The organism is Geomonas oryzae (assembly GCF_004117875.1).
Classification (GTDB): Bacteria; Desulfobacterota; Desulfuromonadia; order Geobacterales; family Geobacteraceae; genus Geomonas; species Geomonas oryzae.
Genome location: NZ_RAHW01000001.1, coordinates 907,779 through 928,451, shown reverse-complemented (window position 1 = coordinate 928,451; position 20,673 = coordinate 907,779). Strand labels below are relative to the sequence as shown.

The window sequence follows — 20,673 nt, the reverse complement described above, 5'->3', positions numbered from 1 at the left end:
TCCCGCAAGGGGAGGGGGAAACTCGGGCGCCTATATCCCCAGCCCCTTCCTGCGCTCCTCGATCACCTCCAGGAGCTTGTCCGCCGCGACCTCCGGGTCAAGCTCGACCAGGAAGTATCCCCCCAGCAGATCCTTCGCGGTCCGGGTGAGGAGCTCGGTCACCTTGGCCGACCCAGTCACCTGCGGCATGGTGCCCAAATGGGTCGGGATACCGAGCGCGACGCTCCAGGTCCCGATGGCGACCGCCTTCTCCGACATCGCCTCGGGCGCCGAGGCAACGAGAGGAAGCTGATCGAGATCGACGCCCAGCTTGTCGGCGACCGCCACGGCCACCTGGACGGCGCGGCTGTTGTCCACGCAGGACCCCATGTGCAGCACCAGGGGGAGCGGCCCGTTCAGACCGGCCGAAGTACCGATCGCGGTCAGGACCGCCTTGAGCGACTCGCCTGCGTACTCGAGCGTCGCCTCCTGGGTCATCAGGCCGTGCTTCGCGAAGGACCCGGCGCCGCAGCCGGTAGCGAGCATGAGCACGTTGTTGGCGGCGAGTTTCTTCGCCATGGTGACGAAACTGCTGTCCTGCGCCACCTGGGTCGAGTTGCAGCCGGCGAAAAGAGCGATGCCGCGGATGTTGCCGTTGGCGATGTTCTCGATGAGCGGCTGGAGCGGATCTTCGGCGTTCAGGGTGGCCAGCGCCCCCACCACGGACTCGACGCCGAACCCGACGATGGCGGTCTGCTTGAAGTCCGGGATGTTCACCCTGCGCGGGTCGCGCCTCTTGTACGCCTCGATGGCGGTGGCGACGATACGGCGCGCGTTCTCCAAGGCGGTCTCCTCCTTGAAGTCGACGTGCGTTGCGCCAGGGATCTTGTTCTCCGCCATCGTGGTGATCACGGCGGTGTGGAAGCAAGCACCGATCTCGCTCACCGAGGGCATGATGCACTGCACGTCGACCACCATGGCGTCCACCGCGCCGGTGACGAGCGCGAGCTCCTGGGAGAGGTAGTTCGCCGCGAGCGGAATGCCGTGGCGCACCATCACCTCGTTCCCGGTGCAGCAGATGCCGACGATGTTGATCCCCTCCTTGGCGCCTGCCTTCCTCGCCTCCTCGTCCATCAGCCCCGCAACCTCGCAGACCACCTCGCTCAGAAGGGGATTGTGGCCATGCACCGCGATGTTGACCGCGTCCGGCTTGATGACGCCGAGGTTCGCCGCGGTCACCACGGGGGCGGGAGCGCCGAAGAGGGCGTCGGAGAGTTCAGTGGCAAGGCACATGCCGTCGAAGTCGGCGAGGGCTCCCTTGATGCCGCCCAGGATCAGGTTGACCGGGTCGGCGTCGCATCCCACCAGGGTGCGCCCCATGATCTGCGTGATCACCGCGTCGATGTTGTGCGGCAGTACGTGCAGGGCCTGCAGCCGCTCCAGCCGTTTCTTGGTGAGGGTGGCCTCGATCCAGTTGCAGGGGGCGTCGTGGTCCTGGTTCTGGAAGTCCTCGAGGGTCGCCTTGGCTACCGCCGCGGCGATGGCCGGAATGTCCCGTCCCTCGGTGCAGATGTCCAGCTTCGCCGCGACGGCGCGCAGCTTCGCTTCGTCGCGGATCTGGTAGGCGGGGAGCCTCCCCTCCGCCACTCCCTGCAGGGCGAGCGCCACGTGGCGGCCGTGCTCGGAGTGTCCCGCCGCGCCCGCCGCGATCATGCGGATCACGTTTCTCGCGACGATGGTGTCGGCATCCGCGCCGCAGATGCCGCGCTGCGGTCCGTCGCCGAACGGGTCGATGCGGCAGGGGCCCTTCCAGCAGATGCGGCAACAGACGCCCAACTGGCCGAAGCCGCACTGGGGCTGCATGGCGCGGTGGCGGTCCCAGACGGTGGAGATCCCTTCTTTTTTCGCGATGGGCAACAGGGTCGCCGCGGACGGATCGGTGCTGAGCTTCATGGTCATATCCTTGCCTTCCTTGATTTGAGATGTTGTAGGGACTGGGCCAGCTCGGCGGCCCGCGCCTCGATAAGGGTCTGACGGTACTCTTCCAGGTCGACAAGCGAGAGCGCCTTGGTCGGGCACCCCTCCACGCAGGCCGGGGCCTCGCGTCCGGTACCGGCGCAGAGGTCGCACTTGCGCGCGATACCGCCGTTGGTGCGGCAGCTCTCGGGCTCGCTCCCCTCGTGCTTCACGCTGATCGCGCCGAAAGGGCAGACCATGACGCAGACCTTGCACCCGACGCAGTTCTTCTCCCGCACCCCGACCTGCCCGCTTTCCTGCAGCATGGCCCCGGTGGGGCACGCCGCGGCACAGGGTGCGTCCTCGCACTGGCGGCACTGCACCGGCATCATGACGCCTCCCGCCGCCACCACCTTGTTGCGCGGTCTCAGGGTGAGTCCCGAGAGCGCCGCCTGGTGCAGCCCGGTGCCGGAATGGGCCACGGCGCAGGCGAGTTCGCAGCCGTGACAGCCGAGACAGCGCTCCGGGTAGGCAAAGACGATGGCATTTTCACGTTGTCGCTTCATTTGGTCTCCTTTGCATGTCCTGATTACATTCGATCTTCCACCCACTCGTCCACATTCCCTCTCCCTCTGGGAGAGGGGCAGGGCGAGGGTGTAGGCAGTGGCAAAATATCGGCAGGGGGCAGCGCCCTCACCCGCCCTTCGGGCACCCTCTCCCGGAGGGCGAGGGACTCAAAGCGGTTTCATCTTTGCTTCCAGGCTCTCCAGGTACAGCTCCCTCCCGCCGGTCATCTCGACCGCCCCTCCTCCGCAGCAAGGGCAGATGAAGCTGAACTTTTCTATCCTGAAGTCCGCCCCGCAGCCGCGACATCGGCCGGTGAGCGGCACCTCCTCGATCTCCAGTTGCGCCCCCTCGGCCACGGTCCCCTCGGCCACCACCTCGAAGCAGGCGGTAAGCGTCATCGGCTCGACCGCCGCGAGCGCCCCCACCTTCAGGCGTACCTTGGAGATGGACTCGATGCCGCGCGCCGCCACCTGCTCCTTGATGATTTCGAAAAGCCCGGTAACGAGGGTGATCTCGTGCATGGCGCCCCCCTAACGGTCCGTGCAGGCGATGCAGGGATCGATGCTGTTGACGATGAGCGGGATGTTCGCAACCGGCTCCCCCTTCAGCATCACCTTTAAGGCATCCCAGTTCATGTAGGAGGGGACGCGCCACTTGAGACGCACCGGCATGTCCGAACCGTCCGTCCTCAGGTAGTACATGAGCTCGCCCCGCGGCGCCTCGGACTTGGCAATCGCCTCCCCCGCCGGGATCTCGGGGAGGGTGTCTGCGCATACCGGACCGCGGGGAAGCCCCTTGAGGCACTGTTCGATGAGGGAGACCGACTGGCGCGCCTCGGCAAGACGCACCAGGTTGCGCGCCCGGACGTCCCCCGCCTCCTGCACGGCGACCTCGAACTCCAGCCGGTCGTAGGCGCAGTAAGGACTCTTCTTGCGCACGTCGTAGTCGATGCCGCACCCGCGCGCCACCGGCCCCACCACGGCGTACTCCAGCGCCGCCTCGCGCGGCAGCACCCCGACCCCGGCCATGCGCACGAGGAGTGCCGGGTTGTTCCCGTATTGCAGGTAGAGCTCGTCCAGCGGCTGTTTCATCGCCTCCATCTGCCGCGCGAGGAAAGCGGCCCCCTCGGCGCTCAGGTCGTAGCGCACGCCGCCGATCACGTTCGCCGCCAGGTCCATGCGGTTGCCGTAGATCGCCTCCTTGGCGCGCTGCATGATCTCGCGGACCTCCATGACGCGCCGAAAAAGTGCCGTTTCCCCAATCACGTTCGCCTGCACGGCGCAGCAGAAGAGGTGCGAGGCGATGCGCTTGATCTCGTCGGCCACGGCGCGCAGATACTCGGCCCGCTCGGGAATGGCGATGCCGGCCACCTCCTCCACCGCAGCGCAGAAGGTGCTCGGATGGCTGTTGGAACAAAGGGAGCAGAGGCGCTCCAGCAGGGTGATGTTCTGGTAGAAGTTGCGGCGCATCACCAGGTGTTCCATGCCGCGATGCACCTGACCTGGGAGAACGTCCAGGTCGGCGACCCGGTCCCCATCCAGTTGCACCCGAAAGTACATCGGCTCCTCGAGGGCCAACTGGTGCGGCCCAAGTTCGATGATCTTGGTCGTCATGCGTCCTCCCGCTCACCGGCCAGGACCTTGTCCCAGAGAGCCTTGCCGGTCGCCGCATTGGTGAAGGTGGAATAAGGCACCAGGCGCTCGAATGGGGCGTGGGGTAGCGAGTGATCGAGGAACAGGCGCCTCGGGTCGGGATGCCCCACCACCTGCACGTCGTAGAGTTCCATCAGCTCCCGCTCCTGCCAGTCACAGTTGCGGAAGATAGGGGTGAGCGAGGGAACCCGCGCCCACTGAAGCGGGAGAATAACGGTGAGAGTCAGCGTGGCGCCGTCCAGGTCGAAGTGGTAGGCGATCTCGCGCTCGCCCTTCTCCTTGCCCCTTTCCGGAAGGTATGCGGTCACCATGGCGAGCCGGCCCTTGAGCTCCGCCACGGCTCGCGCCGCCGGGAGCAAGGACTCGCCGCAAGGGAGCCAGCACCAGCCGGTCAGGACCCCCTTGCGGTCCCGGCGCCATTCAATCACCGTTTCTTCGCCCGCCGCGCAGGTCATTGCGGCGGCGACCTTAGTGATGAACCCGGTCAGAATGCCATCCCTCACCTCCCCTTCGGGCACCCTCTCCCCCCGGGAGAGGGCCGGGGTGAGGGCATCGGCAGTAACGAGCTCCTCACTTCGCGGCAACGCCCTCACCCGGCCTGCGGCCACCCTCTCCCGGAGGGAGAGGGGATTCTTTCCGGGATCGTCGTTTGTCAGTTTGATGCAATCGCTCATCGTCTGGGCACTCCTATGCTCATCTGCTGCCGGCAGGCCGGGCAGAGGCTTTTCAGTCGTTCGATGTCGGGGTTGGGGCGGCGGAAGGCGTCGTGCAGGAGCTGCGGGGCGGCCGGGATGATGGGCTCGCCGCAGCCGGCGCAGGGTGCGTAGGGGACCTCGCCCCGCTCGACTTGACGGAAGGTGTGAGCGGCGGGGTGGTCGAGGCGCCAGTCGCCGGTAACGGAGAGGGCGCCGGTGGGGCAGTAGTAGCTGCAAAGACCGCAGAAAACGCAGCTGTTATGCCAAAGGGTCAGGCGGACGCCGTTTTCTCCCTCTTCGAAGCGGATCGCGCCGGCGGCACAGACATGGCGGCACATGCGGCAGTCCACGCAGGCGCCGGCGTCGAAACTGAGCCTGCCTCGGGCGGGAAAGTTGTCGGTGTCACTTTGCTTCCGATCCCCCGGCGCCCGTTTCGGCTCCCCCCCCTCGTGCCGGGCATGGCGGATCTCCAGCGCTTCGCGGATCCCCGCCAGCAGGGCCTGGGGACGCGGCGGACAACCCGGGATGTTCACGTCGACCGGCAGGTAGCGCTCGAGCGGACCATCGACCGCGTAGCTGCCGCGGAAAACGCCTCCGGACACAGGGCATACGCCGACTGCGACAGTGACCTTTTCCCGCGGCGTCTCAGCGTAGAGCCGCAGCACCTCTTCCCTCGCGCGGACGGTCAGCGGCCCGGTTACGAGAACGATGTCCGCCTCGTGTGCCGACTCGGTGTAGCGGCAGTTAAGCTGCTCCACGTCGAATTCCGTCACCGCCGAGGTCACCGCCAGTTCCACGTCGCAGCCGTTGCAGGACCCGGTGTTGATGCGGAAGAGCCGCACCGGCTTTATCGCAGTTCCTTCTGCCTGGATGTGCATCAAGATCTCCCATTGCGGACAAGTTGCAGCATGGGAGGCAATGTAGGGGAAAAAGAGCGTGCGGTCTGTCGGAGAGCCGACAATTCGGGATTTTTCTTTTTTAGGCAGGAATTACCGGACCGACTGGATGTGGTTCCGGCAATGAACTATCGACGGGATCAGGGAATTTCCTTCATCTCTTTGAGCACGTCCAGGTCCTTGATGAGGAGGGTCTTGCGGTCGATCTTCTGCAACAGGTCTGCCTTGATGAAGTCGTTGACGATCTGCGAGATGGTCTGGCGGGTGGTGCCGACCAGGAGGGCGATGTCTTCGGTGCCGAGGCCTAACTGCACCACGGTCCCCTCCGGGGTCACACGCCCGCGGTCCGCCGCCGCACCCACAAGGAATTCCACCAGGCGCAGCCGGACGTCCTTAAAGGCAAGCCCCTCTATGGTCTGGATGGAACTCTGCAGCAGTTCGCCCAGCACCTTCACCATGGTGAGAGAGAATTCAGGGCGGCGGGCCAGCGCCTCCCGGAAGGTCGTTGTGCTGCAGACAAGGATCTCGGCCCCCTCGAGGGCCTGCACGAAGGCGGGGGTGTGGGTGCTGAAGACGTCTCCCTTCTCCAGGAGAGCCAGGGTGAACTCCTTGTCCTCGTAGGCGAGGTAGATGCGCAGCCTGCCGCTACGCACCACGAAGACGAGGTTTTTCTCCTCGAAGGGGGAATAGATGAGGGTCTTTCTGTCGTAGCGGCGCGGCGTGAAGCCTGCCTGAAAGTCGGGATCGGCCTGGAAGAGCGAGAGGAGGTCCGCGTCGGAAAGCTTCATCTTCTTATGCATCGATAGCTCCTCCAAGGAGAGTTACGGGCGCATTATGAAGCAGCCCGAACGCAAAAGGCAAGACGGGTGACGCGCCCTATGCGTATACGGCCGGTGACTGCAAGGCAACACCTGCCCGCTCAAATCTTGCCGCAGGCTCTTTTTTTGTTAGCCTTCTCCAATGTGATTTTAAACGGGGAGCGATTCATGGGAACGGGACGCGACATCCTGATCGTCGACGACAACGAGGTGGTGACTTCGGTCTTGGTCGAACTCTTCAGCAAGGAGGAGTACGACAGCTCAGGGGTCGCGACCGGCGAGGAGTGCCTCGAGGAACTGCAGCGGACGCCGCACAAGCTCGTCATGCTCGACGTGCGCCTGCCGGGGATCAGCGGCATCGAGGTGCTGCGCGCCATGGGGGAGACCCACCCCGGCGTCGACGTCATCATCATGACCAGCCACGTGTCGCTTGAGACCGCGGTGCAGGCGCTGCGCCTTGGGGCCCAGGATTACCTCTTCAAGCCCTTCGACGACCTCGAGATGGTGCTCGCCACCGTGAACAAGACGCTGGAGCGTCGTCGCCTCATGAGCGAGCACGACGACCTGGTGCGCACCCTGGCCGACCTCGCCGTCGAGAACACGCGCATCATGATGGAACTGCGTCAGGCGAACAGCGACCTAGAGGAGAAGGTGTCCCAGCGCACCGCGGAGCTCTCCCGGGCAAACCTGCACCAGAAGGCGATCATCGCGGAGCTCAAGCAGGCCAAGGAGGCGGCCGAAGCGGCGAACCGTGCGAAGTCGCAGTTTCTCGCCAACATGAGCCACGAGATCCGCACCCCGATGAACGGCGTGCTCGGCATGGCGGAGCTTTTGCTGCGCACCGACCTGGACCAGAGGCAGCGCGGCTACGCCGAGATGCTGCACCACTCAGGCGCGTCGCTGCTCGCCATCATCAACGACATCCTCAACATCTCGAAGATCGAGGCGGGGAAGCTGGAGCTGGAGAGAATCACCTTCGACCTGCACGACGCGGTGCAGGGGGCCGTCGAGCTGTACCGCGAGGTCGGGCGGCGCAAGGGGGTGGCGGTCGAGCTCGAGGTGGCGGCGGAGGTTCCGCGCCACGCCGTAGGGGACCCGAACCGCCTGCGCCAGGTGCTGATCAACATCATCAACAACGGCCTAAAGTTCACCGAGCAGGGGGCGGTCGAGGTCCGGGTCAATCTCGTGGAGGAAAGCGGAGCCGGGCATTGCGTCGGGTTCGAGGTGAAGGACACCGGCATCGGCATTCCGGCGCAGTCGCTCGGCACCGTCTTCGACCTCTTCGCCCAGGTGGACGGCTCCACCACGCGCCGATACGGAGGGACCGGTCTCGGGCTCGCCATCGCGAAACAGCTGGTCGAGCTGATGGGAGGCGAGATCGGCGTCGAAAGCGAGCCGGGGCGCGGCTCCACCTTCAGCTTCATCGTCTTTCTCGGCAAGGCCCCCCAGGCACCCGAGCTTCGGCGAGAGTTGCCCCGCCTGGAAGCGTGCGCGGGGGAGGAAAACTCCGCGGCGGCCTTTGCCGCGCACGTGCTCCTGGCCGAAGACAACCCGGTCAACTGCGAAGTGGCCCACGCCATGATCACCGCGCTCGGGTGCCAGGTCGACGTGGTGCAAAACGGGGTGCAGGCGATCGCCGCGCTCTCCTGCAAGGAGTACGATCTCGTCTTCATGGACTGCCAGATGCCGGAGCTCGACGGTTACGAGGCGACTCACGCGATACGCCTCAAGGAGCGCGGCACCGGCAGGCATACCACCATCGTCGCCCTCACCGCCCACGCCATGGCCGGCTCCCGCGAATTCTGTCTCGGCGCCGGCATGGACGACTATCTCAGCAAGCCCTTCAGCCTCGAGCAGCTCCGGGCAGTGATGGCGAGGTGGCTTAAGCCCTGCTGTCCCTCGGAATTCATCTCTCCGTGACGGTGAACCTGTCGAAGAAAACATAGGAATCGGCCTTCGACCAGAGGCCGATGCGACCGTCGACCGGTTCACTCCACGGCTCGTCCACATACTTCACCCCGTTCAGGTATCCGAGGATCCTCTTCCCTTCGACGACGACCTTGAGATCGTGCCACCGGCCGGATGGAACCGGCACCTTGCCGGCCCACTGCACCGTTGCCCGCCGCCCCTGCTCCATACGGAACAGGACCAGGTTGTCCTCCAGTGCGTTGGCGCGCAGCAACAGGTAGTCCCCGTTCGGCTTGATGTCGAAGGCGATCCCCGCCGCCTGGTCGATCGTGCCGCTCACCCCCTTGAAGGCCACCTCGATGCTCCCGCCGCGGAAGTTTCTGACCTCGTTGCAGATCGACAGCGGGAAGTAGCGGTACCGCTCCACTCCCGTGAGAAACTGTTGCGAGCCCGCTCCGTAGAGCGCCTTCGCCTTGACGGGGGCAGCCGGAGCCAGGACGCCCTGCTCCCAGCTTCGGCCGTCGACCGCGTAGACGGCGCGGATCCCGTCCCGGTCCACGTGCCACGTCCCGACCAGCGCGCTGAAACTCCGCGCTTCTGCTCCCGGCTTCTCCCCGGCAAAACCGATCTGCCCCTTGGCCAGGGCCGGTAACGCCGTTGTGACCATTGCCAAGGCCGTCGCCGTCGCCAGTATCGTCAATATTTTCCTGAAGGTCCTCTCCACCTGGCTCATCTGTCATCACTCCTGCCGGTACTAATGCGTTACCATCGGTTTCGGCGCGCCGGGAGCAAACGCTATCACTCCCGGCGCGCCCATTGCTCAGCTCTTCTTGATCTTGAAGGCCAGGGTGGCCCCGTTCATCTCGGTTTGGTCGTCGGCATAGGTGCGGCTGTTGTAACGGTTCAGGTCGTAGATGAGGCGCGCCTTCACAGTATAATCGCCGCTCGGCAACGCCGGGGTCCAGGTGAGGATGCGCTCCTCGCCGGCCCTTATGATCGCCTCATGCGGCCCTTGGGCATCGGCCTGACTCGCCGCGATCGCATCGGGACGCTTCTTGTCCTCCTCGAGAAATTTCCTGTCGTCCGGGCGGGGGCCGTAGGAAGGGGCGAACATCCATTCCCTGGTCGCTACGGGCTTGCCCATCCGGTCCAGGACCGTGACGTTCAGGTAGACTGCGCGACGGTTGGAACCAGTGGGAACCGAGTGTCCCGCGCCGATGTTGATCAGGTGGAAGGCGAGATCTGCCTTACCCTCGTCGGGCTGGCTGATCGCCATGCTGAGCGCGCTCGCCAGGCGCTGCTGGGAACGCCCACCGGTCCACAGGTGGCGAGCCACCGGGCGCTCCGGGTTGTCATAATCCTCGGCGACCTTGCGCATGGTGCGCGGCATGTGACAATCCTGACACTGCTGCTTGCCCAGCCCCGGTTTAAAGAAGTCGTCGCGCCACTCCAAGAAGGTCTGGGTCTGCTTGCCGACCGCGCGCTTGCCCATGCTGTGGCAGTAGGCGCACATGGCCGAAGTCTGAATGGCGGGATCGGCGACCGTGTCGTGCGGGGCATTAACGGCATGTGCGGAGCGGATCTTTCCTTCCGGGGTGAGATGGCAGCTCGCACAGGTGATGCCGACCGCCTCCTTCTCCTTGCCGCGCGCCTTGGGCTTGGTCATCTCCACCACGTTGATGTCGGGGACGGCGAAGGGCTCGGGATAATGGCAGACGTTGCAGGAACGACCTTCCTCCTCGGCCTCCCGGGCATGCACCGGATACCGTTCGGCCCCGGCGAAGGCGTGGGCGGTGGCCGTCGCCGAAACGCCGGCCGGCATCGGGATCGCCTCCCCTTCCTTCTGCGGGATGGTGGTCGGCTGGTAGTGCAGGTCGCTGCCGAAGCCGAAGGCGAACTCGCGGTAGATCGCCTTGTGGCAAGCACCACAGGTCTCAGCGGGGGTCGCGGTCCCCTGCGGGAAGTTCATCCCTGCGGCAGCGGCCAGCGTCGCCCCGGCCAACAGCATGACAATGGCCCCGGTGCATCCTGATACGATGGTCTTTTTCATTTTTCCTCCTGTGGCGGGCAGCGCCGCCTTTGTTACCCCGTCCAAGGTGATTTATGCCAGCGGGAACAGTAGGGTGAACCTGCAGCCCTGCCCCGCCTCGCTCTCCAATTCGATCCTGCCGCCGTTCAGCTCCACCGCCTGCCGCGTGATCGCAAGCCCCAGCCCCGCCCCCCCCTGCTCGCGCGACCGTCCCGGGTCGGCGCGGTAGAACCGGTCGAAAATCAGTTCCTGGTGCTCCCTCGCGATCCCCGGCCCCTGGTCCTGCACCTCCAACGCGGCCTCGCCCCGCTCCGTCCGGTGCACCCGAACCTCGATGCGTCCCTGCTGCGGTGAGTACTTCACCGCATTGTCCAAAAGGTTGATCAGCGCCTGGCGCAGCATCTCGGGATTCACCATCGCACAGACGCCCTGTTCACCCTGCATTCCGATCACCTGCCCCTTTTCTTCCGCCAGCACGCCGATCATCTCCGCCGCCTCCGCCGCCATCTCCCTGAGATCCACCCGCTCCCGCGTCGCAGTGAGCACCCCCGCGTCGCCGCGGCTCAAGGTCAGCAAGCTGTCCACCAACCTGGTCAGCCGGTCCGATTCCTCCAGCATGCTGGCAATCACCTCGCGGCAGCCGGCGACATCCAGCTCCCGCTGCAACCCTACTTCTCCCACGCTCCTGAGTGCGGTGAGCGGCGTGCGCAACTCGTGCGAGGCGTCGGCGCTGAAACGGCGCAGCCTTTCGAAGGAATCCTCCAGCCGTGCGAAGGTGCCGTTCAGCATGAGCGCCAAGCGGCCGAACTCGTCGTCGGGGTTTTCCACCGGGAGCCGCTCGGAAAGCCGCTCCGCCGTTATGGCACCTGCCCGCGCCGTCATCGTCTCGATGGGAACGAGGACCCGCCCCGCCAGCAGATACCCGCCCAACACCGCCGCGAGCACGGCCAGCGGGCTTCCCACGAGCAGGATGATGGCGATGCTTTCCAGACTCTTTCTCAGCGTCTGTTCGTTCTCGGCGACGACGACACGCGGCTGTCCCGGCAACTGCAGCACCGTGCTCCTGATCCGGAAGGGTTGCCCCCCTTGTGAACGCCAGGAGCGCGCGGGGCTCTCCGGCATCCCGGCGAGCGCCTTCTCCAGCACCTCCCTGCTCCACCCGGGCGTCTCGGCGACGACCACGTTCCCCTGGCTCACCTGGAAAAATTCCACCGAGCCGTGCTGCGCCAGTTCGTTGATCTCGAACGGCTCCTCGCGCAGCACCCGGGTCACCGTGACGAGGTCGCGCGCCAGTTGGGCGTCCATCTCGCGCAGCAGGCTGGCGCGGACGAAGAGGTAGACCCCGAGCGCGAAGGCGATCACGATGGCGGCCAGGGCGGCGGCGTACCAGACGGTCAAGCGCAACCGTATGCTGCGCGGTCTAAGCGTCATTGCCCTTGCTCCATGGTGAACCCGAGCCCTCGCACCGTCCTGAGCAGCTTACGCTCGAACGGGCCGTCCACCTTGCGCCTGAGCCTGGCGACGTGCACGTCGATCACGTTGTCGAGCGGGGTCGATCGTTCCTTCACCTGCCAGACGTCCCGCGCCAGCATCTCGCGGGTCACCACGCTCCCCTGGTTGCGCAACAGGTACTCGAGGAGCTGAAATTCCTTGACCGTCAGCTCGATTACCTCGCCGTCGCGCTTCACCTTCCGCCCCACTAGGTCCATCTCCAGTTCCCCCAGGGAGAGCTTCACCTGAGTCTCCTTCTTTTCCCGGCGCAGGATCAGCCTGATGCGGGCCAACAGCTCCGGGAACGCGAACGGCTTCACCAGGTACTCGTCGGCACCGCTGTCCAGCCCGAGAACGCGATCCTCGATCGAGTCGCGCGCGGTCAGTATCAGCACCGGAGTCTCAAAGCCGCGCTTTCTCATGGTGGTCAGGATCTCGAGCCCGTCGCGCCCCGGCAGCATCAGATCGAGCAGGACCAAATCGAAGAAGCCGGCACTCAGTTGATAGAACCCATCTTCACCGGTGTACGCCACGCTCACCTGGTACTGCTCGGCCTCGAGCCCAACCTTCAAGGCATCGGCCACCTTCTTCTCGTCCTCTATCACCAACACGTGCATGCACGCTCCTTGAACTGTTCGCAGTATCAGCGAAATTGTCATCCGGCTCAACTGAAGTTGTTCTGACAAAGAAGTAAGAATAGCCGTCAGGGCGCAGGCTTACCGATGCACGGCCGGTCCGCCCGGTTGATGACGGCAGAAGTTGACCTGAAGCCGGCCTTGCAACAATACCCGGACGGGAGATAGGAAGGCACCGTTGTCTGGCGGCGCGTAAAGCAAAGGCGTGGATCAAGGCTTCAGCTGATCGAAGAACTTCCCGTGATATGTAGCCGTTCCGATGCAGCGCTCGAAAACGAACTGGCAGATTCTCGTCCCCGGATAGAGCGCCAGCGGCTTGTGCCCCAGGTTCACGATTTCCAGCACCTGCCGGTTCGAGATTCCGGGTTGCATGAACCCGGCCGTGACATGAACCGCCAGACCGAAACGGGCGAAGCGGCTGCGTCCCTCGAGCCATCCGGCGATGGTCTCCGCAAGCGTTATGCGCTCCCTGGTGATACCTAGCACCATCTCGCAGGGTGCGATGGTGATGAACTCCCCTTCCGCCACGGACACCGCTTCGGTCACGTCGGCGAAATCCGACTCGTTGTGCACATGGCAGAGCCCGGTCTGCTTCTTGAAGATCCTGAAGTCGTTTCCGAGGGTGAGATCTACGGATCCCGGCCCGATCTGGGAAGGGTCCAGCGGCTCTATGGTTATCTCCCCGCGTCCGATCGCCGACGTTATCTCCCGGCCTACGAGTATCGACATTTTCCACCTCCCTGGTGTGCACTGGCTTCCTTATCCGGGCAGCCCCTTCGCCCTCTGTACATCCACCACCTCATTCCGCACGGACAGGCGTTCCAGGGTCCACACAAGCCACATAAGCCCCAGTACCCCGGCGAGCGGGACCAAGCTGATCGCGGTGACCGGGAAGGGGACCACCGGGCGGCACGGCACGACAAGGGCAGGGTCGCCCATGGCGATCATCGCTCGGTTCAGCGTGTCCGGCGGCACCATCAAAAGCACCCCGGCCATGATGGCTGCGTTGGTGAGGCCCACCGGGAACTGCCGCTCAACCAGCCGTTTCGCGACCAAGGCGGCAGGGATGGCTGACAGGACGAGATAGCAGTTCCAGGCGACCGGAGAGACCAGGATGCTGACGCAGACCATGAAAGCAAAGGCGGCATCGATGGAAAATCGCGCCAGGCGAGCGGCGGCGAACAAACCCACACCGAGCAGCGCTACCGGCGCGACGCACGCGAGGGGCCCGGCGAGTTCGGGTGAGCTCCACGCCGGGGCCGCCTTGACGCCGCACATAACAGGTGAGTCCGTTCCAGCGAAGAGCCTCGCGGCAAGGCTCCAGGCCGAGAAGTTGGAAGCGTGTCCGCGGTACAGCGAGGAGACCTGGGGCCCGACCTTGGTGTAGTAGGCGGTGACGGCGTCACTCCCGATGACCATGGCGGCGACGCCGTTGGCCGCGATGACGGTTACCGCCGCCGCGGCCACCGCCTTCCAGCGTCTCTGCACGGCAAGGAGAAGTACCAGCGGCCACGCGATGAATTTCACGGCGATTGCGGCACCGAGGAAAACGCCGCCGCCGGTATCCCGGCCGCTTCTTATCGAGTACCAGGCGCCGACAAGCAAGGCCAGTTTCAGGGTCATCAACTGGCCGAGCACCAGGTCCTGAAAAAACGGGCTCCAGGAGACTGCGAGAAAGAAGCAGGTGGCCACCGCGAAGGGCGTCGGCCGCACCGCGAGGCAGCGCAACACGCCGTACACCGACGCCGCCACGAGAGCGAGCTGGATGACGAACCACGTCTGCACCGCATGCTGGTAGGAAAGAAGGCCAAGCGGGGCAAAGAGCAGTCCGACGGCCGGGGGATGGGGTGTCGGATGCAGGAAAACCTCGTTGGCGAGCGGTCCGAGGAAGCGGGCCGCCAGGTCGGGAAGTGGAGCGTAGGGATCGGTGCCGGTGAGAACGGCCTTTGCCAGGAGGTACTCCTGGATAAAATCCTTCTGGTAGATGAAGTCGGGCGCGAAGTACTGGATCACGCGCTGGATGGAGAGCACTCCGAGGATGGCAATGAGAGTCGCCAGGACCGGCTTGACGAACGACGGCATCGAGACGACTATCCTCTTTATGACATGTCCGGACTCTGCCACACCCCCTCCGTTCACATTACGTCAGGATGTCATCACACCAAGATCAGCGTATGCAAGGTCTCGTTTCAGCCCAGCTTGCGCCCTATTTGAAAGAGTGAGTGAACGAGCCGATAGAATACTACCTCTGGAACAGAGGTCAAGCTGCTGCAGGAAGTCGAGCCCCAACAGGACGAGAAACGGCGAAGCGCAGATGGCGACAGCAGCCTGGTGCCTTGAGTGCTACCGCTCAGCCACCTGCAAGGGAACTTCACCAGTCACAAGATAGTGCTCCAGCGCCAGGTCATATCTTGAAAAGTGTACATGCAGGCCACTCCGAAGGTTCAGCAGTTCATCCACGCTGCAAAGACAACGGTGCCATTTGAAGCAGAGCGTTCCTATCTTCCTGCATAACCGTAGATGATCATAGCTGTGGGCTAAATACCCATCGTAACACAGACCCGACATGTAATAGTTTTCAGCTTCCATCAGCTCAATAGAATTCTTGAGCAAGCCTTGAAGCTCTTGTTCCACCATTTCCAGACGCCCAAGTTCCACCTCCCGTATGATCCCGTCAACCACACTGATGAGCTTTATGTATCTGCTGTCAGAACCATCCATGTGCGTGACGGCGTCATGGGTTGATTGCAAATTCACAGTTTGAGCTCCTCCTTTGCTATGAGAGCGCCCCGGATACCGGGGCGCTCTCATGCCTACACACCTTTTACAGCATATACGGGGGGAGAGTGGACCAATGAAACGCCACATTCACGACCGAAACAGTTTGCGCTCTTCCACCAAACGCACTCGTCCCCGCTAAAAGACCGGTACGAGGCCAAATCCTTTGGCCTGATACCCGATCAACGATATAAAGCCGTTGTTGACAAGCTTTAGTTCCGGCAACAACGAGTCGTTGGACACCTTGAAGAAGTTCGTGGCTATTTGGCATATCTCCATCTTGACCCCCATATTTTTAAGCCTTTTGACGGTAGCGGCGATCGAGGCAAGAGATTCCTGCTGTTTCGCCCCCAACTCGTCATCCGGTTTGGTTGTCAAAAAGCGAACGGTAGGGCCGACAAATACGATGACGAAATCCGGCCTTACTTTCTGGGCCGCCATGCTCTGGTGGGTACCTTCGATAATCTTCAGATATTGTGCCGTTTTCTGTGGGTTATCCAAGCTAATCAAAAAGATCCCCTTCCCCTGTTTCACCCCTTTGAGTGCGGCGGCATCGGTTGCTTGTGCGGCCCAGGCATCCATGCCTGTTGTGATGGTAAAAAAGACAAAGAGCACCATCATCACTATTTTTGCTGCGCTTCTTATCATCGTCCATTCTCCTTTTTTGTTTCCCCCGCAGAAAGCCCTTGGCATACCCGGCGATGCGCCCTGAGGGCGTCAATTACGCTTCATTCGTGCATCACTTGTGAGCAAGGCACGTATTTCATCCACCATCTTCCCACCGTCTATGCCCGCTTTCTGCAGCAATTCGCCCCAACTCGCCTCACCCTTTCTTACCTTCCTAAAAAGTTGACCGGGGCTTTGGCCGGTTTTGCGCGCCAGGAGCGAAACGATGATCGTCTCCTGGTCGGTGGCACCGTCCCCGCGCAGGGCCTCGAGGTCCCCGTGCTTCACTAGCACCTTTTCAACCAACAAACTATTGACGATGAAGCTGGAAAGCACCCCTTCGTCGACACCTCTGTTCAAGGTCGCTGCGAACTCTGGTGGCAGCTTACGCATGTCGATATGCAGGGAGGCTGCAGCGCCGCGCCAAGAGCCCTTGTCGCGCTTTGCTCTCAGCAATTCTCCGAACTCCTTGCCGGTCTTCAGTGAAAGCCAGTGTGCGACCCACACCCCTTCAGCGGTGACTCCCGGCTTCTGTTTGGTCAAAACGATATCCTTCTTTTCCTGGCTGAATAGCACCGCCATGAAGGCGTTTTGGGTGGTTGCCAAAAAGTAGGGGTCAGCAGTCGCCGGTTTTGCAGAGTCAAAGGACCGCGTCGGAAAACAATGACAGGGCATGGCGAAAGCCGGGGGGGTATGGATACCTAGGGCTAAAAGCGCCCAAAAGACGACTCTATGCATAAATCAACTCCGGTAAATGTTTCCAGGCAAGAGTGCCCGCTCCCATTGGATGCACGGCTTGTCCCTGACCTTAGGCCCTTAAAACCGCCATGCTAGTGAGAAGTCGACGGCATCTTCACTCAGTTTTGATTCCAGCTCTACCGGGTTTCCTCCAAAGGCGGACGGCAAAGTGCCGTCAGATTTGACGCTTGTCTGAAACGCGTGCATGTAGCCCACGTTGATGGCAACTGACTCGGTAAGGTTATACCCAGCACCCAGGGTGACGTGATGCTCGACAATTGCGGGGAACCCAATAACGCGCAGCGTTTCAAACCCGTAAGCGTTAACGTCTTTCCCTTGGACATTCACGATTCCGTCGCCATTGAAGGAGCGCCCTTTGATCGGATTCTTTCCGTAGTTGTAGCCAACCCGCAAGGCAAGCGAGTTAGACGGGCTGTATTGCACTCCAAGCGCATAGACCAACTGGTCATTCCACCCCAGGACGTCATACCCTTTTGCATCCGACCAATTGAGCCATTTCAGGTTCACCTCGAGCAAGAGATTGCCAGCTGGCTTCCAGGCCGCGCCAACACCTATCGTTTGCGGCGATTGGAGGGTGAAGTCGTCTTGGTCTTTGCTGCCGGTGGTCATTTCGTCAAGGTTGTACACGCTCTTGTGCTTCGTTCCGTGCATCTCCGATTGGTAGGTCGCTCCGAGGGACACGGCATCCGTCGGTTTGAAGATGATCCCGAGCTGACCGCCGACACCGTATGAAGATGACGTCCCCTGATTCAGATCGAGCTGCGAATTCACCATATGAAGGGCTCCACCCACCGACACCCTGTCCGTAACCTGCCAGGCAAGCGTCGGGGCTACCTTGAGTATCATCAACTGAGTGGAGTCGGCCGCCAGCATTCCTCCAGACAACTCAGAGTTGCGATGATCGACTCCGAGTCCGGTCACCCCATAGGCGGAAAGTCCCATCCGAAGCCGTGGTGTAATCGGAGTGGAGATGCCGAAGGCCGGCACGAGGTACGTTTTTTCATCGGCGCGGGATTGGTGATTTCCGGCAAGGGGACCTGAACCACCAATCGTTACCCTCCCGTCAATTTTGGGAGCAAAGAGTGTGGCTGCAAAATCAAACCCCGAACTCGGGCAGTAGGGCCCGGTGCAGATTGCTGCGGGATTGGCAAAGGTGGCGCTGATTACGTCCTGAGGGGCAGCAATGCCTACCCCACCCATGCTCCGGGCGATTGGTCCGACGGCGATCAGGTTGTCACCGTTGGTGGCAAACGCCGTGACTGGGATGTGCAATGAGGTCAGCATAAGTAACACCAGCAGGGTTCTTCGTTGCATGTGCTCGCTCCTTCGTTTGGTGATAAAAATGAGGCCGTCCCTCTGAGGGATTCTCATAGGGACGGCCTTTTCCTGACTCTTATTTGCGCGTTTTCTTGTACTTGTCCAATTCCTTGGCGGACAATGCCGCTGGCGCTTTCATGACGAACCCTTTTTCCAGATTGGGGAAGGTGAGGTCTTCATCTTTAAGAAACAGTTCCGGATTGCCGTGACAGTTCTCGCACATGACTTCCGCCCCTTTCTTGTGCTTGGGGGTGAGTTGAAGGAAATGCGTCGGGTAAGGGGCCCAGGTCGGCTTGGCTTCCAGATCCTTCTGGTTCAACTTGATGTCCATATGGGCGAACATATCCGCGGATATGTTGCCGGTAGTGTGTACGAACGGGTAGACCTTGCCGTTGAACATGCCCAATTTGAATATGTGCTCGGCATCAGGAGTGCGGCGGTGGCAGGAAATGCACGACTCGTATTCCGTCCCGTGACAGGCCTGGCAAGAAACAAAGTCGGTGTGCATGGAGTGGGCGTCGTTGGATTTATCGACCTGCTGGTGGCAGTTGTGACACGATGCTTCTATCAGGCCGGGCGTCATCATACCTTGGGGCTCCTCGGCACCTCCCCGACCATGGAACTGCTGCGCCGTGTTGTGGCATGAGACGCAATCCATGCCTACGGAGACATGAAGGTTTTTCTCCTGGGTGAAGAAGCCGGCGCCGGCCAGGTGATGGCAGGGGATGCAAACCTGGAGGTTGTCGGGACGACGTATGAAGCGGTGGTTCTTCTGAAGTCCGGCATTAGCTACCGGAGCCTGACCCACATGGCAGGTGCCGCAGGTCGCATGGCAGTTGAGACAATCTTCCGCCATGATCTTACCGACCACATCCGCCTTGTGGGGGGTGTTTCCCATGCGGTCGGTCAGCTTGGCCTTCACTCCTGACATCTTGAAATGAATGGAGTTCTGGAAGTTGTCGACCGTCTTTTGGTGGCAGGATGCGCACAATTTCTTCCCGCCGTCCGCGGTAGGATTCTTCGTCATGCCGGCATGCGCCTTTTTCGCGTCGGTGGCTTTAGGGTCGCCGCCATGGCAAAACTCGCAGGATTGCCTGCCGTGAATGCGATCGTTGACAAATTCCGGCGCGACGTAGAGACCCTGGGCAACGGTTTCCGCCGACACCGGATGGCCGTAGCCGTCTTTGGCATCCTTTACGACAGACCTCAGATAATCAAGTTGGCCGTGACAGCCAAGACAGCCGGTGGTATTCCGCTGATTGGCATATGATTTCGGCTGAACGCTTTTATTGCCTTCCCCACCTGCTGAGCTGGCAATCGCCCAGTTTGACAGTGAAAAACCCATAAGAATCGTGATCAAGATCGTGCTTAGCTTTCCCATTTACTCCTCCATTTTGTTGAATACTTGGGTGTGACCTTTCCCGAATGCGTTTAGACTCCGAACCGTCTCCTTTCTCGCCTTGGGGTACCGCGGTGACTATATACAGAACCGGCCCGCGCCCCTACAAACCGAGCGCTCGATCTGTAGCTGGATAAACTGATGGGACGACGTGGCCGCAGGAAAAGCGGCCGTCTGAGGCCGGCAGCCCAAGAAAACTTCAGCGTGACGCGTCAGCGAGGCTAATCTGGACCGCCAGCGTCAACATGCACTGCCATACCGTTTTGTACCTGCCGCTCCCACTCCGGATCGTTCAAGGGTCGGCCGCAGATAAAGAACGAGCGCTCGGTTTGTACCGCACCCGTAAAAAAAACACAACAAAAAAAGTTGCCGGCGCTTTTTTCAGCTGACGAGGGGGGAGGCTTTTAGCGGGCAACTCCGTGCCAAGCGCTATCCCAGACGGAATCGAGATGCTTGGAGAGAGGCCCTTCGATTGTGCAGTCCAGACGCAGGTTGATCAGGCGGAACATGCCGCCAAAGAGACAGCTGGTGGCAATGACGAGCTCCATGTCTTTGATCTCTTTGTTGGCGATGCCGAGTTGGACTATTTCACGCATCATGGTTAAAGGTTTGGAAGAACAGATGGGGGTAGCCGAAGGGATGAACTCACGGTGTTTAGCGTAGAGCATGAACTCCATCTCTGCAGGCCTGCTCTCCGTCAACTCAAAGAGCAGTGCCATGATGGCCTTGCACCGGTCATGAGCTGTATCGTGACGCTTCATTATATCTTCAAAAGCGCTTGTACTTTTCTCAAGCAGGTTGCTGTAAAGTACTTTTGCTATTTCCTCTTTACTTGAAAAGTGGTGATAGACAGCACCTATGCTGATATCCGCATCACGGCGAATATCTTGAGTAGAGGTGTTGAAATACCCTTTGGTGGTGAAAAGCACCAAGGCGGAATTAAGGATCTTCTCGCGGAGGTCCTCGTTGTCACTGATATTTTTAGGGCGTCTGCCCATTCCCCCCCCCTTGCCGATCATGTTTCAGCGTGACATCTTAACTGAATAAGGGGGAGACAGTAAACTATCTCCCCCAATCAGCCATGCTCAATGCAACTGCAGTGGCCTCACTTAGAAAGTAACTGGCCAC

General features: G+C 61.8%; 20 protein-coding genes. 1 reads left to right on the top strand and 19 read right to left on the bottom strand.

The annotated features are described in order from the left end of the window. Positions 1-30 precede the first annotated feature (30 nt). From cooS to D6Z24_RS04160, 7 genes are all read right to left on the bottom strand, one after another. Positions 31-1,938 (bottom strand): anaerobic carbon-monoxide dehydrogenase catalytic subunit, encoded by a 1,908-nt coding sequence (cooS, locus tag D6Z24_RS04190; RefSeq protein WP_129125269.1) that lies wholly within the window; start codon positions 1,936-1,938, stop codon positions 31-33. After that, positions 1,935-2,501, bottom strand: a complete 567-nt coding sequence (locus D6Z24_RS04185) for a 4Fe-4S dicluster domain-containing protein (RefSeq protein ID WP_129125268.1) — start codon at positions 2,499-2,501, stop codon at positions 1,935-1,937. The genes cooS and D6Z24_RS04185 overlap by 4 nt, the downstream gene beginning before the upstream one ends. A gap of 168 nt (positions 2,502-2,669) precedes the next feature. Next, positions 2,670-3,023, bottom strand: a complete 354-nt coding sequence (hypA, locus tag D6Z24_RS04180; protein WP_129125267.1) for a hydrogenase maturation nickel metallochaperone HypA — start codon at positions 3,021-3,023, stop codon at positions 2,670-2,672. 9 nt (positions 3,024-3,032) lie between these two features. Then, positions 3,033-4,115, bottom strand: a complete 1,083-nt coding sequence (locus D6Z24_RS04175; protein WP_129125266.1) for a hydrogenase large subunit — start codon at positions 4,113-4,115, stop codon at positions 3,033-3,035. Continuing rightward, the gene (locus D6Z24_RS04170; RefSeq protein WP_129125265.1) at positions 4,112-4,828 is read right to left on the bottom strand and encodes an NADH-quinone oxidoreductase subunit C; all 717 of its coding nucleotides are present in this window, start codon (positions 4,826-4,828) and stop codon (positions 4,112-4,114) included. Before D6Z24_RS04170 ends, D6Z24_RS04175 begins: the two co-directional genes overlap by 4 nt. Further along, positions 4,825-5,727: an NADH-quinone oxidoreductase subunit B family protein gene (locus D6Z24_RS22120; RefSeq protein WP_129125264.1), complete on the bottom strand. Its 903-nt coding sequence runs from the start codon at positions 5,725-5,727 to the stop codon at positions 4,825-4,827. Before D6Z24_RS22120 ends, D6Z24_RS04170 begins: the two co-directional genes overlap by 4 nt. A 158-nt stretch (positions 5,728-5,885) precedes the next feature. After that, positions 5,886-6,545 carry a Crp/Fnr family transcriptional regulator gene (locus D6Z24_RS04160; RefSeq protein WP_129125263.1) on the bottom strand — a complete coding sequence of 220 codons (660 nt, stop codon included), beginning with the start codon at positions 6,543-6,545 and terminating at the stop codon, positions 5,886-5,888. A 186-nt stretch (positions 6,546-6,731) separates the two neighbouring features. Between D6Z24_RS04160 and D6Z24_RS04155 the strand changes: the two genes are divergently transcribed. Continuing rightward, positions 6,732-8,483, top strand: a complete 1,752-nt coding sequence (locus D6Z24_RS04155) for a response regulator (RefSeq protein ID WP_129125262.1) — start codon at positions 6,732-6,734, stop codon at positions 8,481-8,483. Here the strand turns inward: D6Z24_RS04155 and D6Z24_RS04150 are convergent. From D6Z24_RS04150 to D6Z24_RS04095, 12 genes are all read right to left on the bottom strand, one after another. Then, positions 8,470-9,204 (bottom strand): LamG domain-containing protein, encoded by a 735-nt coding sequence (locus D6Z24_RS04150; protein WP_129125261.1) that lies wholly within the window; start codon positions 9,202-9,204, stop codon positions 8,470-8,472. The two genes, D6Z24_RS04155 and D6Z24_RS04150, sit on opposite strands and share 14 nt — an antisense overlap. A gap of 87 nt (positions 9,205-9,291) precedes the next feature. After that, positions 9,292-10,521 (bottom strand): hypothetical protein, encoded by a 1,230-nt coding sequence (locus D6Z24_RS04145; RefSeq protein ID WP_129125260.1) that lies wholly within the window; start codon positions 10,519-10,521, stop codon positions 9,292-9,294. 51 nt (positions 10,522-10,572) lie between these two features. Further along, complete coding sequence (locus D6Z24_RS04140; RefSeq protein ID WP_129125259.1) at positions 10,573-11,931, bottom strand: sensor histidine kinase; 1,359 nt, start codon at positions 11,929-11,931, stop codon at positions 10,573-10,575. Beyond that, positions 11,928-12,608, bottom strand: coding sequence for a response regulator transcription factor (locus tag D6Z24_RS04135; protein ID WP_129125258.1), 681 nt, complete (start codon positions 12,606-12,608; stop codon positions 11,928-11,930). The genes D6Z24_RS04140 and D6Z24_RS04135 overlap by 4 nt, the downstream gene beginning before the upstream one ends. 228 nt (positions 12,609-12,836) lie before the next feature. Beyond that, entirely contained in the window at positions 12,837-13,355 is a 519-nt protein-coding gene (gene dcd, locus D6Z24_RS04130) for a dCTP deaminase (RefSeq protein ID WP_129125257.1), read from the bottom strand. Positions 13,356-13,385: 30 nt separating this feature from the next. Further along, positions 13,386-14,750: a glycosyltransferase family 87 protein gene (locus D6Z24_RS04125; RefSeq protein ID WP_129125256.1), complete on the bottom strand. Its 1,365-nt coding sequence runs from the start codon at positions 14,748-14,750 to the stop codon at positions 13,386-13,388. A 219-nt stretch (positions 14,751-14,969) separates the two neighbouring features. Then, positions 14,970-15,383: a hypothetical protein gene (locus tag D6Z24_RS04120; protein ID WP_129125255.1), complete on the bottom strand. Its 414-nt coding sequence runs from the start codon at positions 15,381-15,383 to the stop codon at positions 14,970-14,972. Positions 15,384-15,542: 159 nt separating this feature from the next. Continuing rightward, positions 15,543-16,052 carry a DsrE family protein gene (locus tag D6Z24_RS04115; protein WP_129125254.1) on the bottom strand — a complete coding sequence of 170 codons (510 nt, stop codon included), beginning with the start codon at positions 16,050-16,052 and terminating at the stop codon, positions 15,543-15,545. 69 nt (positions 16,053-16,121) lie between these two features. Next, entirely contained in the window at positions 16,122-16,808 is a 687-nt protein-coding gene (locus D6Z24_RS04110; protein ID WP_129125253.1) for a hypothetical protein, read from the bottom strand. Positions 16,809-16,886: 78 nt separating this feature from the next. Beyond that, complete coding sequence (locus D6Z24_RS04105) at positions 16,887-18,143, bottom strand: OmpP1/FadL family transporter (RefSeq protein WP_162605067.1); 1,257 nt, start codon at positions 18,141-18,143, stop codon at positions 16,887-16,889. 79 nt (positions 18,144-18,222) lie between these two features. Beyond that, positions 18,223-19,527: a multiheme c-type cytochrome gene (locus D6Z24_RS04100; protein WP_129125251.1), complete on the bottom strand. Its 1,305-nt coding sequence runs from the start codon at positions 19,525-19,527 to the stop codon at positions 18,223-18,225. A 422-nt stretch (positions 19,528-19,949) separates the two neighbouring features. Continuing rightward, on the bottom strand, positions 19,950-20,543 hold the full coding sequence (locus D6Z24_RS04095; protein ID WP_129125250.1) for a TetR/AcrR family transcriptional regulator: 594 nt from the start codon (positions 20,541-20,543) through the stop codon (positions 19,950-19,952). Between the last annotated feature and the right edge of the window lie 130 nt (positions 20,544-20,673).